This is a genomic window from Thermomicrobiales bacterium, assembly GCA_023954495.1.
Taxonomy (GTDB): Bacteria; Chloroflexota; Chloroflexia; order Thermomicrobiales; family CFX8; genus JAMLIA01.
Genome location: JAMLIA010000096.1, coordinates 1 through 11,038 on the forward strand (window position 1 = coordinate 1; position 11,038 = coordinate 11,038).

General features: G+C 64.7%; 12 protein-coding genes. 3 read left to right on the top strand and 9 right to left on the bottom strand.

Annotated elements, in window-relative coordinates; translation table 11 throughout:
- Positions 1-4 precede the first annotated feature (4 nt).
- The 7 genes from mnmE to rpmH all read right to left on the bottom strand — a co-directional run bounded on the left by mnmE (position 5) and on the right by rpmH (position 5,190).
- The gene (mnmE, locus tag M9890_13975; GenBank protein MCO5178061.1) at positions 5-1,396 is read right to left on the bottom strand and encodes a tRNA uridine-5-carboxymethylaminomethyl(34) synthesis GTPase MnmE; all 1,392 of its coding nucleotides are present in this window, start codon (positions 1,394-1,396) and stop codon (positions 5-7) included.
- Between the two features lie 18 nt (positions 1,397-1,414).
- Positions 1,415-2,281 carry a PfkB family carbohydrate kinase gene (locus M9890_13980; GenBank protein MCO5178062.1) on the bottom strand — a complete coding sequence of 289 codons (867 nt, stop codon included), beginning with the start codon at positions 2,279-2,281 and terminating at the stop codon, positions 1,415-1,417.
- A gap of 4 nt (positions 2,282-2,285) precedes the next feature.
- Entirely contained in the window at positions 2,286-3,155 is an 870-nt protein-coding gene (locus M9890_13985) for a KH domain-containing protein (GenBank protein MCO5178063.1), read from the bottom strand.
- Positions 3,156-3,213: 58 nt separating this feature from the next.
- Positions 3,214-4,230 carry a YidC/Oxa1 family membrane protein insertase gene (locus tag M9890_13990; GenBank protein ID MCO5178064.1) on the bottom strand — a complete coding sequence of 339 codons (1,017 nt, stop codon included), beginning with the start codon at positions 4,228-4,230 and terminating at the stop codon, positions 3,214-3,216.
- Positions 4,231-4,374: 144 nt separating this feature from the next.
- Positions 4,375-4,530 carry a membrane protein insertion efficiency factor YidD gene (gene yidD, locus M9890_13995; GenBank protein MCO5178065.1) on the bottom strand — a complete coding sequence of 52 codons (156 nt, stop codon included), beginning with the start codon at positions 4,528-4,530 and terminating at the stop codon, positions 4,375-4,377.
- Between the two features lie 50 nt (positions 4,531-4,580).
- Positions 4,581-4,949, bottom strand: a complete 369-nt coding sequence (rnpA, locus tag M9890_14000; protein ID MCO5178066.1) for a ribonuclease P protein component — start codon at positions 4,947-4,949, stop codon at positions 4,581-4,583.
- Positions 4,950-5,022: 73 nt separating this feature from the next.
- A complete protein-coding gene (gene rpmH / locus M9890_14005) occupies positions 5,023-5,190 on the bottom strand; it encodes a 50S ribosomal protein L34 (GenBank protein ID MCO5178067.1) in 168 nt (55 codons plus the stop codon).
- Between the two features lie 218 nt (positions 5,191-5,408).
- Here rpmH and M9890_14010 point away from each other — a divergent pair, with 218 nt between their 5' ends.
- Positions 5,409-6,083, top strand: a complete 675-nt coding sequence (locus tag M9890_14010; GenBank protein MCO5178068.1) for an RNA methyltransferase — start codon at positions 5,409-5,411, stop codon at positions 6,081-6,083.
- Positions 6,084-6,205: 122 nt separating this feature from the next.
- Here the strand turns inward: M9890_14010 and M9890_14015 are convergent, their stop codons facing one another.
- The gene (locus tag M9890_14015; GenBank protein MCO5178069.1) at positions 6,206-6,664 is read right to left on the bottom strand and encodes an MgtC/SapB family protein; all 459 of its coding nucleotides are present in this window, start codon (positions 6,662-6,664) and stop codon (positions 6,206-6,208) included.
- Positions 6,665-6,705: 41 nt separating this feature from the next.
- Positions 6,706-8,742 (bottom strand): ATP-binding protein, encoded by a 2,037-nt coding sequence (locus M9890_14020; GenBank protein MCO5178070.1) that lies wholly within the window; start codon positions 8,740-8,742, stop codon positions 6,706-6,708.
- Between the two features lie 147 nt (positions 8,743-8,889).
- Here M9890_14020 and M9890_14025 point away from each other — a divergent pair, with 147 nt between their 5' ends.
- Together M9890_14025 and M9890_14030 are read left to right on the top strand one after the other, a co-directional pair.
- Entirely contained in the window at positions 8,890-9,843 is a 954-nt protein-coding gene (locus M9890_14025) for a MoxR family ATPase (protein MCO5178071.1), read from the top strand.
- On the top strand, positions 9,800-11,038 hold a 1,239-nt coding region (locus tag M9890_14030; protein ID MCO5178072.1), incomplete at its 3' end, for a DUF58 domain-containing protein. The genes M9890_14025 and M9890_14030, both read left to right, overlap by 44 nt.

An 11,038-nucleotide genomic window follows, 5' to 3' on the forward strand; every position in this document is an offset into this window, starting at 1 on the left:
GTCCCTACTTCCCAATACAAAATCTACTGAAGATCTCGTCCAGCACCGCTTCGTCCACCGCCTCGCCAGTGATTTCACCAACGGCGTGGAGGGCGGCGCGGATGTCGATCGCCAGCAGGTCGAGCGGGACGCCGGCGTGGCTGGCTTCGATGGCTGCGATGACGTGCTGGTGGGCGCGGCGGAGGGCGTCGAGCTGGCGTACGGTGACTAGCGCCGGTTCGCCGCTGCTGCCGGCCTGCGATGTCGCGATACCGTGGAGCGCGTCCAGCAGCGCGTCGATGCCCTCACCAGTGCGGGTCGAGATTTCAACGGTCGGCGCACCCGGCAGCTTTGCGAGCGTTTCCGCATGGTCTGACGCAGTCGGCAGGTCGCGCTTGTTGAGTGCAACAACGACGCCGCCATCGTCTAGCCGGTCGGCCAGCATCGCGGCGATCTCGCGATCTTCGGGGTTTGCCGGTCGCGAGCGATCGATGACGAACAGGGCTATGCCGCTGGCTGCCAGCGCCTGTCGCGAGCGGTCGATGCCGATCTGCTCGATCAGGTCTTCCGTCTCGGCAATACCGGCTGTGTCGAGCAGCGTCGCCGGTATGCCGCGCAGGGTGATGGTTTCGGCAATGACGTCGCGGGTGGTCCCGGCGATGTCGGTGACGATCGCGCGGTCGGAGCCGAGCAGACGGTTGAGCAGGCTCGACTTACCGGCGTTGGGTCGCCCGACAATTGCGATCTGGATACCCTCGCGATAGAGCAGCCCGGCACCTGCCGCCGCGATCACCTTGGCGAGCTGAGCCTCTGCGCGAACGAGCGCCGGTGGCAGGTCGAAGGACGGGATCTCGTCGTCGGGGAAATCGGCCGCCGCATCGAGGTATGCCAATGTCTCGACAAGCGTGTCGCGCGCCGGTCGCAGGCGCTCGGTGAGCTGGCCGCGCAGTTCGGCGACGGCCAGATCGAGCGACCGTGGGGTGCGCGCCGAGATGACCCCCGCCACGGCCTCGGCCTGGCTGAGGTCGATGCGGCCATTGAGGAACGCGCGCAGCGTGAACTCGCCGGCCGTCGCCAGTCGCGCGCCGTGCGCCAGGCAGAGATCCAGCACGCGTCGGACCGGCAGGTAGCCGCCGTGGCAGCTGATTTCGACGACCTCTTCGCGCGTGTAGGTGCGTGGCGCGATCATGCGGACGATCATCACTTCGTCAATCGTCCGACCGTCTGCTGGATCGACAACCGTGCCGTAGACGAGCGTGTGGCTCGGCAGGTCATCGGGCGCAACGCGTGCGCCGCGCTTGCCGCGACGGAAGAGCGTAGCCGCGATGCGGCCGGCGTCCGGCCCGGAGAGGCGGACGATGCCGATGCCCCCTTCGCCCTGTGGCGTGGCAATCGCGGCGATGGTGTCCAGATACATGCTGTCCTCGGAGTACGGTTAGTCGCGATCTCGTTCGATGCGGGCAAGGACATCTGCGTGATATGGAGCCGAGGTGACGCCTTCGCCGCCGACCTTCAGCGCGGCAGCGGCGGCGGCATAGCGCAGGCTGGCCGCGACTGATTCGCCGCCCCCTCGCGCCGCCAGCAACCCACCGGCGAAGACATCGCCAGCGCCGACCGTGTTTACCGGACGTGCTGGATAGAACGGCACATCACGGCGCTGTCCGCGGTCGATTGCGCGCGCGCCCTGGTCCCCGCGTGTGATGACCGCGAGGCCGCGCTGTCCGACCGCTTCGACCGTATCGCGCGCTGCCACCGATTCCTCGTGCGAGACGACCAGCACGTCGATGCGTGCGACAAGCTCAGCCGGCAGTCGGAGCTGGTCCAGCCTGATCCGCCCGAACGACGTCCGATTCCAGAGGCGCATCCAGCCCTGCGGCGTGGTGCCGAGTACGCGCGGAGCCAGGCGGCTGACCTGGCGTGGGTCGATCTCCTGCGCGACCGGAGCGAGATGAATGACACCAGCGCTGCGCCAGAGCGGCGGCAGGCCGTTCAGGTCGATCTCCTCAGCCCAGGCATGCAGCGACTGCTGCCGACGTCCGCCAACGTCAACGTTGGTGAACGTCGTCGTCGACTTGCTTGACTGGACGATGATCTCGATTTCCGAAGAGATGTCGGTCAGCACCTGCTTCTGGTCGGGTGGCAGGATGTCAAGGTTGGCACGTGTCAGGATCGCCGTCCGCGCACCGTAACGCGCGGCAGTCAGTGCCGAATACAGCACCGATCCGCCCAGGACATCCCCTTCGGGCGTGCGGTCGAGTGTCAAATGCCCGATGACAACGACATCGGGTACGCGGTTCGCCATTCAGCTATTGCGGAAAGATGGTGACGCGGCGGTTTTCGCCCTCGCCGCTCGATTCCGTCCGCACATCGGACAGCTCTTTGAGAGTCATGTGGACGATTCGGCGTTCGTTGGCCGGCATCGGCTCCAGCGCGATCGGTCGATTGTTGCGCGCAACCTGCCGTGCGACGCGTTCCGCCAGCCCGATCAGCGACTCCTCGCGGTGCGTGCGGTAGCCCTCGATGTCGACAATGACGCGAATCCAGTCCTCGTTCTGCTTGTTGACCAGCAGATTGATCATGTACTGGAGGTGTGCCAGGTTTTCACCGCGTCGTCCGATCAGCATGCCCAGGTCGCGGCCCATGATGTCGATGAAGACGGTCAGTGGCTCATCGTTGCCGACCGGCATGACGGACGGGTTGTCGACGGCCATGACATCGGCGTGCACGCCCATGCGGTCCAGCAAGTCACGGACGACCTGCTTGGCGAGCGCCTCGGCCTCAATCGTGGCCTCATCGGTCGCGGCCGACGGCTGACGCGGCTGCGCGTTGGCCGGTGGACGCCATGAGCTGGTCGATGCACCCGGCGCGCCGCCCCGGCCGCCGCGTCGCCCTTGCGCGTACTGACGCGGGCCACGGCTATCGCGTGGTCGTCCATCGGTCTGGCGCGGTCGAGCGCCGCCGCTGTGCGGTGGCTGGCGGTCGCCACGCGGCAGGGCGACGTTGCCCTTCAGCTCGACGTGGACGAGGACCTCGCCCTCACCGTAGATGTCATCCTCGGTTTCGGCGAGGATCTGGACATCGACCTTGTCGCGCGTCGTGCCCAGTTGCTCGAGCGCGAGGCGAATGGCCTCATCTGCCGAGCGCGCCTGAATCTCAACGCTGCGCATGCGATCCATGTCCGCCCCCATCTGTCGTTGTTGCGTTTCGTCGTGCCGAGGCTCGGGTCTGCTCGGCCTATCGTCCAGATTGATCGTTCTGCGTTGATGAGCGTGCGCGCCCGGTCATCACTCGGCTTGCTGTCGGGTCGACCGGCGGCGATGCACCGCTCACCTGCGGCACGCTGTCATCGCTCGTCGTTGCCTGCGCCCTGGACTTCTTCTTCGAAGATGCCCCCGAAGATCCCGACGAGCCTGATGATCCTGAAGACGATGGCTGCTTACCACGCGCTTCCGCTGCGACGCGCTGGCGCTCCTCCATCTCCTTCATGCGGCGCTGCATCATGCCCATGACGCCCTTGGGCTGGTATTCCGCGACTTCAACGCGTTCGACCGGCTTGCGATGGCCGAGGCGGCGATGCTCCGGCATCTCCGGCAGCCACGGGAACCAGTTCTTCATCGAGCCCCAGCCGGTGATGAACCACTGCTGGATGACCGAGTAGACGCTCTGTGTTGCCCAGTAGAGCACAGCGCCGGCCGCGAACGTCCAGCCGAAGAAGACGACCATCAGCGGCATGAAGTTCATCATCGTGTTCATCATCTGCTGCTGCGGGTCGCTGGCCTTGGGCGCATTATGCGGCCGCATCATCTTCGTCTGGATGAACTGGAAGACACCGGCGGCAATCGGCAGGATCTTCAGTGGGTCAGCCTCGCCGAGATTGGGAATCCAGAGGAACGCGCCGCCGTCATCTGAGATATGGCGGACGGCGAAGTACAGGCCGAAGAAGATCGGGATCTGCAGCAGCATCGGGAAACACCCGGCTGCCGGGTTGATCTGATACTCCTGATAGAGCTTCATCGTCTCTTCGGTGACCTTCTGCCGATCCTTGGAGTGCTTCTTCTGCAGCTCCTTGATCTTCGGCTGAAGCTCCTGCATGGCGGCAGTCGATCGAATCGACTTGACCGTCAGCGGCAGCATCAGGGTCTTGAGGAAGATGGTGAAGACGATGATTGCCAGGCCAACGCTGCCGGTGTAGGTCGAAATCTCCCGCAGCGCCCACTCAATGAAATCGACGTAGCCGTGCCAGATACCCATGCAGGTGGAATGTCCTAACCAAAATTCGTGGCGCGGATGTCGGTGCACCAGGCAGCGACAGTCACACTCGTCCATGTTGTGCGTGGCACGTGGCCATTGTGCGGCCCCGGCCGGTCGGTGATGTGTTGGCGCGCGGCTGTCGGACTATGGAACTGGATCGTAGCCGCCCTTATTGAATGGATTGCAACGCAAAACACGCCATATCGCCATCGCGCCGCCTCGGATGATACCGTACTTGGCGATAGCCTGGTAGCCATATTCCGAGCAAGTTGGCTGAAATCTGCAGGCCGAAGGCAGCATCGGCGAGACCCAGTTCTGGTAGCCACGGATGAGCCGGAGCAGCAGGCGCTTCATTGCGTCGCGCTCTCGTCATCCTGCTGCGCCAGCAGGCGGGCTCGACGTGCAACTCGCTCCAGATCGGACGCGATGTCGGTGGCCGTTGTCTGGGCATTGACGCTGTTGCGCGCGATCAGGACGATGTCAAAGCCCTGTCGGAGTTGCGGATGCAGCGTCCGCACCGCCTCGCGCATCAGTCGCTTGGCGCGATTGCGCGCGACAGCGTTGCCGAGCCGCTTGCCGGCCGCAAAGCCGTAGCGGTTCGTCGCGCCATCACTCGGCAGCGCGATGAGGACGAGCGTGCGGCTGGACCAGCTCTTCCCGCGGGCGCGAACGCGCTCGAACTCGGATTCTCGACGGATGCGAAACTCGCGTGCGATCATGGCGTCACCGTGCCTGAAACGGCAATGGCCCACCCGGTGTCGGGTGGGCCAGGCACGAGCAAGATAGCCGTCGCTACTTGTTCAGTGTTGGCTTGCGCTCGTCACTGACCGACAACTGGTGACGGCCCTTGCGACGACGGGCAGCCAGCACCGCGCGTCCACCGCGCGACTTCATGCGCTTCATGAAGCCGTGCTCGCGCTTGCGCGGAATTCGCTTCGGCTGGTACGTCCTCTTTGGCATCTGATAGTCCTCCGCCTCTGGGATTGTTTCTCAATGCGCAATGGCCCCAGCAACGCTTCGCCCGCGCTCGACGGAGGCCAGCGCATACTATACGAAATCGACGCCGCACTCGTCAAAGCCTGCGCCACGCTTGCTCGCGACACGTCCTGCGCGCAGTCGCCATTCCTGACACAATTACCGACTATCTGACCGGCACGCTGGATCCACATTGAGGCGAGATGACGAAGGACGATCGACCGATTACACAACGACGACTGGCCCGGATGCGCGGCACCTTGGAGCGCCGCCAGCCCGATCTGACGATTGTCATCGAAGACGTGCACGATCCACACAATGTCAGCGCCATGCTGCGGTCGTGCGACGCCGTCGGCGTGTCCGGCGCTCACCTGGTCTACGGCGTCGATGAGCGCCCCGAGCTGAGCAAGGGCGTCGCGGCCAGCGCCCAGCGCTGGCTCGACCTGCATAACCACGAGTCAATTCCCGACTGCTACGCATCCCTCCGCGAGCGTGGATACCGAATCTACGCCACGTCACTCACCCATGACGCGGTCGATCTCTACGACCTGGACCTGACTGCTCCAATCGCGTTCGTATTCGGGAATGAGACGCGCGGTGTCAGCCCGGCAGGTGTGGATGGAGCCGATGGCTGCGTCTATATCCCGATGATGGGCATGGTCGAGTCGCTGAACGTGTCGGTTGCCTGCGCCGTGTCGCTGTACGAAGCGCTGCGGCAGCGGCAGGTTGCCGGGCGCTACGCTGCATCGACCTGGCCCGCCGACGAGATCGACGCACGACTGCGCTCGTGGCTCGTGCGCGACCGACGCGACCCGGGTGCCGCCACCACGGCGATCGAATCCGGCCCAATCAAAGCCCGCAACAGGTCTCATCGATAGGTTGCTTGCAGAGAATCCTTCAGTCGAGCGAGCCGTCACCGATGCCTGACGACATCACTGCGATCTGAATGACTGAGACTGTGGGACGCTGCCGAATTGACAGCCTGTCGCCGAAAAGCCCCTCAGTCCTTCGCGTCATCCCTGCTGTCGAGTCGTCGTTCGAGCGGGCGGATCAGTGCCAGGATGGCGACCGTCATCACGGAGCCGCCGATCGCGAGGATGAAGTAGCCCGCGCCACAGGCCATCCCGATTGCCGCTGCGACCCAGAGCCCTGCTGCGGTCGTCAGCCCGTGGACGCGCGACTCTTGTCGGAAGATGATGCCGCCACCCAGAAAGCCGACGCCGGTCACAATCGTTGACCCAATGCGGGTCGGGTCGAGGCGGCTGGCTCCTTCGCCGGTGGCAAAGTCCTGGACAATCAGGATGCTGGCGACCATGAAGAGCGCCGCGCCGAGCGAAACGAGCATGTGCGTTCGCAGACCGGCGCTCTTGTCAAGCAACTCGCGCTCGTAGCCGATGATCCCACCGAGCACGATGGCGGTGGCAATCCGAAGGAGTGAGTCCCATTCGGTGAGGTCCATCGATCGGTTCCCTCTTCGATGAATGCCCCCTGGCGTTGCGATCAGAGCGTCGTGACGCTCAGGTCAATCACCTCGTCAGCCGGAGCCTCGGTCAGGTCAGTCAGTCGGGCGACCAGCGCGTCGCTGTCAATCGGTGCCGCCATGATATCTGACGCACCCGCCGACAGCAGCGCTGCTGCATCAATCGGACCGGCACCTGCGACGACGATCACCGGGATCTGCTCGGTGCCCGGGTATTCGCGCAGCTGATGCAACACCGCCTGTGCATCGAGGCGATACAGATCATCCTGAATCACGATCGCATCCGGCAGCATCTCGATTGCGCGCACGATCGCGGCCAAACCATCTCGCACCTGCGTCACGTTGAAACCGGCGGCATCCAGCCGGTCGTACAGCGCTGCCCCGTTGCCGCCGTCGTTCACGCCCAGCAGAATCCGCCCGCGGCGTTGCGGCACGGGGTCGCCATGCGGGAGCAGGTCGCGCACGACGGCCGAGACGTGGTCCGGGCCGGCGTCACTGCGCAGAAACACCACGCGCCGCGCCGTCTCGCGCAACGACTGCGACGTGCCACCAACGAGCACGAGCGGTGTGTCTGCCAACTCCGGCACCGCGTCGAGATCGTCCAGCAGGAGCTGGAGGCCCGCTCGGGCAGCCTGTGGCCGAATGACGATGACCGCAGGACGATGGAGCTCAGCCTCGCCGACGATCGCACGAACGGACTGTGAGCGCGGATAGATTGTCAGCGCCGGAATACTCTCCCCCCAGGCGCGCCGGTCGCGCGGGTCGGCTGTCGCGACGAGCACAACCGGCGGCTCACCCTCGCCGTTGCCATCGGCCCAGCGGTCGCGGGCGACTGGCAACGTGAACCGCACCGTCGTCCCGACCCCTTCGCGGCTGGCGGCGGTGATTCGTCCGCCGTGCCGCTCGACCAGCAGTCGCGTGATGGCCAGGCCCAGCCCGGTGCCGCTGACCGCTTGCGTCGTGGGATGCTCGACGCGGAAGAACTTGGTGAAGACGTGCTGAAGGGCGTCGGCAGGGATGCCGATACCGGTGTCCGACACGCTGACCGCGACGAACGTGTCGAGCACTTCGGCCCGGACAGTGATCCAGCCATTGTCAGGCGTGTACTTGTAGGCGTTGGCCACCAGGTTCGTCAGGATCTGCGTCAGACGCGCCTCATCGGCATAGACGCGCGGCGCGGTTGGGTCTAACTCCTCCAGGATGTTGAGGTTCTTCGCTTCCTGAACGGGCTGGAGACTGCGCACGACGTTGCGAATGGCCGCAATGACATCGACCGCCGTCTGGTCGAGCTGAATGCGCCCGGATTCAATCCGCGACATATCGAGCATGTCGTTGACCAGGTTGACCAGGCGGTTCGCGTTGCCCTGCACAACAGTGAGCAGCTCGCGTTGCTGGCGCGTGACGTTGCCGGCGTCGCCATCAAGCAGCAGGTCGGTAAAGCCTTTGATGGCCGTCATCGGCGTGCGCAACTCGTGAGAGACGACCGAGATGAACTCGTTGCGCGTCTCTTCCATGCGGACGGCCTCGGTGACATCACGCAGCAGCCAGACCGACTCTGCCCGTCGGCGTCGGGCGGGGACGGTGCGCAGCGGGCTGACGATCGTGCTGACGACCCGGTTGCCGACCTGGCGCACGACAGACTGCGGATTGTCCTGGCGGTGCAGTTTCGGCAGCAGGCGGATTTCGGCGACGCTCAGCAGGCCGAGCTCGGTCGCGGGCATGCCGATGACAGCTCGTGCATTCACGTTGAACAGGCGGCAGGCAGCCGGGTTGATCTCCGTGACATTGCCGTCCGGGTCGAGAACGACGATGCCCTCGTTGGCGCTCTCGAAGATCGTTGCGTAGCGATCGACCTCAACCGCGCTGAGCTCTCCACCATGCTCCTTCCCGGCGCGGCGATGGAAGATCAGCCACTGGACCGCCAGCAATGCCACCAGCACGACTACGCCACCGACCAGAAGCGACATGCCGTCCAGCCCGCCGATGTCCACGCTGGATACCGCGCGCTCGTCGAGCAGTTGAACGCTAATCTGGGTGAGGAAGGATGTGTGTACCACCGACGAGTCCTGCCCGTGTATGTTCCACGCCGTGTAGGTCGCGGGGAAGGCTTTCCGCCTGAGCGGGTGGCGTCAACTACGATGATATAGTGATAGCCAAATTTCCGTCAGTTCTGTTCGATTCCAGGAAATGAAGACACACGCAAGATGAGTCAGACCGGCGCGATTGCTGACTTTGGTCGGCGGATTATGGACAACGTCGATCGGGTGATGGTCGGCAAGCGGGATGTCAGCGAGCTGATCCTTGTCGCACTGCTCTGTGAAGGCCACGCGCTGCTGGAGGACGTTCCGGGCGTTGGCAAGACGATGCTGGCGCGCTCGATCGCGCGTTCAATCGGCGGCGACTTGCGCCGCGTGCAGTTCACGCCCGACTTGCTGCCGTCCGACATCTCTGGCCTGAGCTACTACAACCAGAAGCTCGGGGATTTCGTCTTCCGCGCAGGCCCGGTCTTCTCGAATGTCCTGCTCGCCGACGAGATCAACCGCGCCACGCCACGCACGCAAGCAGCCCTGCTGGAGGCGATGGAAGAGCGCACCGTCACGATCGACGGCGAGACGATGGCGCTGCCGCGACCGTTCCTCGTGCTGGCGACAGAGAATCCGATCGAGCTTGAAGGTACGTTTCCGCTGCCGGAAGCGCAGCTCGATCGCTTCCTGCTGCGTATTTCCGTTGGCTACCCCGACGCCGAGCAGGAGTCGGACATGCTGGTGCGGCTACAGCGCGCCCACCCGATCGACACGCTCGAATCGGTGGCGACGCCGGACGATCTGGTCGACGCAGCCAGGCAGGTCCGCGAGATTCACGTTGAACCGGACTTGCGCACCTACATCATCTCCGTCGTCCGCGCCACACGCGAGCACGACGCCATCGAGCTGGGCGTCAGCCCACGCGGCACGCTGGCGCTGTTCCGCGCTTCACAGGCATTGGCGGCTCTGCGTGGCCGCGACTACGTGATCCCCGACGATGTGAAGGCGATGGTTCAGCCGGTGCTCAATCACCGCCTGATGCTCTCCCCAGATGCGCGCCTGCGTGGGCGCACAACCCCGAGCATTCTGCATGAGATCCTGGAATCCCTTCGAGTTCCTGTCGAGCTTGCGTGAGCGGCTCGGCGGAGAGGACGAAGCGCTCACCGGCACAGGGCGCGCCCGCTCGCTGTTCTTCAGCAGTGTCTGGGTCTGGAGCGCCATCGCGCTGGTCCTGCTCGGTATGGTGCTGCGCGAGCGTGCCCCGACGCTGCTGGGACTGCTGACCCTCGTCACTGCCGGTGGTGCCTGGCTGTGGGCACGGTTCGCACTGCGCGGCGTCGTCATCACCCGCACGATCGAGACCGATCGCCTGTTTCCCGGCGAGGACGCCCGGATGCGTGTCTCCGTCGCGAACCGCAAGCTCTTGCCGCTGCCATGGCTGGAGATTCAGGATCAGTTGCCGGATGACCTTCGCATCCTTGAGCAGCAGAGCCAGCCGAGTGGTGTGCCGGGTCGCGACGTTCTCCAGATCACGACCGCCATGCGCTGGTATGAGCGCGTCAGCTGGACGTTCCACATTCATTGCCCGGTACGCGGTCAGTTCTTCCTCGGCCCGACGCTGATGCGCTCGGGCGATCTGTTCGGCTTCTTCACTGCCAGCAGATCGCTGGAGAACTTCACCTCGATCCTCGTCTATCCGCGCGTCGTGCAGTTGGCGGAGATCGGCATTCCGCCCCGCCATCTGTTCGGTGAGCAGTCGACCCGCCGAATGGTCATCACCGATCCGTCGCGCGTCGTCGGCGTGCGTGACTATCGCCCCGAAGATTCGTTTCGCCATGTGCACTGGAAGGCAACCGCCCGCACCGGCACGCTGCAATCCAAGGTGTTCGAGCCGACGACGACGATTCAGTTCGGCGTCTTTCTCAATCTCGACACGTTCGAGCACTACTGGGAGGGCATCGACTATGAGCGCGCCGAGGACGCCATCACCGTGACCGCGTCGCTCGCTATCCGCGCGCTCGATGAGCGGCGGACGGTTGGCGTCTACGCGAATGGTGTCAGCGGTGGCTCAGACCAGCCGCTCCGTGTTCGCCCCAGCCGCAGCCCCGGCCAGCGCGGCGAGGTGCTGGCCGGCCTGGCCAAGCTCTCGCCGATTGCGTCGATCAACTTCGCCCGCCTGCTGCGCGCCGAAACGTCACGATTTCCGATGGGCAGCACTGTAGTTGTTGTAACCGCACTCATCACCGATGCAACCGCCGCAGTGCTGGTGGAGCTGCAACGCGCCGGACATCGCGTCGTGCTGGTGACCATTGATGAGGTTGAGCTGCCG

What these genes read in the sequence shown, in the direction of transcription:
- mnmE (MCO5178061.1), bottom strand. Translation starts at nt 1,396, where the DNA reads ATGTATCTGGACACCATCGCCGCGATTGCCACGCCACAGGGCGAAGGG.
- M9890_13980 (MCO5178062.1), bottom strand. Translation starts at nt 2,281, where the DNA reads ATGGCGAACCGCGTACCCGATGTCGTTGTCATCGGGCATTTGACACTC.
- M9890_13985 (MCO5178063.1), bottom strand. Translation starts at nt 3,155, where the DNA reads ATGGATCGCATGCGCAGCGTTGAGATTCAGGCGCGCTCGGCAGATGAG.
- M9890_13990 (MCO5178064.1), bottom strand. Translation starts at nt 4,230, where the DNA reads ATGGGTATCTGGCACGGCTACGTCGATTTCATTGAGTGGGCGCTGCGG.
- yidD (MCO5178065.1), bottom strand. Translation starts at nt 4,530, where the DNA reads ATGCTGCCTTCGGCCTGCAGATTTCAGCCAACTTGCTCGGAATATGGC.
- rnpA (MCO5178066.1), bottom strand. Translation starts at nt 4,949, where the DNA reads ATGATCGCACGCGAGTTTCGCATCCGTCGAGAATCCGAGTTCGAGCGC.
- rpmH (MCO5178067.1), bottom strand. Translation starts at nt 5,190, where the DNA reads ATGCCAAAGAGGACGTACCAGCCGAAGCGAATTCCGCGCAAGCGCGAG.
- M9890_14010 (MCO5178068.1), top strand. Translation starts at nt 5,409, where the DNA reads ATGACGAAGGACGATCGACCGATTACACAACGACGACTGGCCCGGATG.
- M9890_14015 (MCO5178069.1), bottom strand. Translation starts at nt 6,664, where the DNA reads ATGGACCTCACCGAATGGGACTCACTCCTTCGGATTGCCACCGCCATC.
- M9890_14025 (MCO5178071.1), top strand. Translation starts at nt 8,890, where the DNA reads ATGAGTCAGACCGGCGCGATTGCTGACTTTGGTCGGCGGATTATGGAC.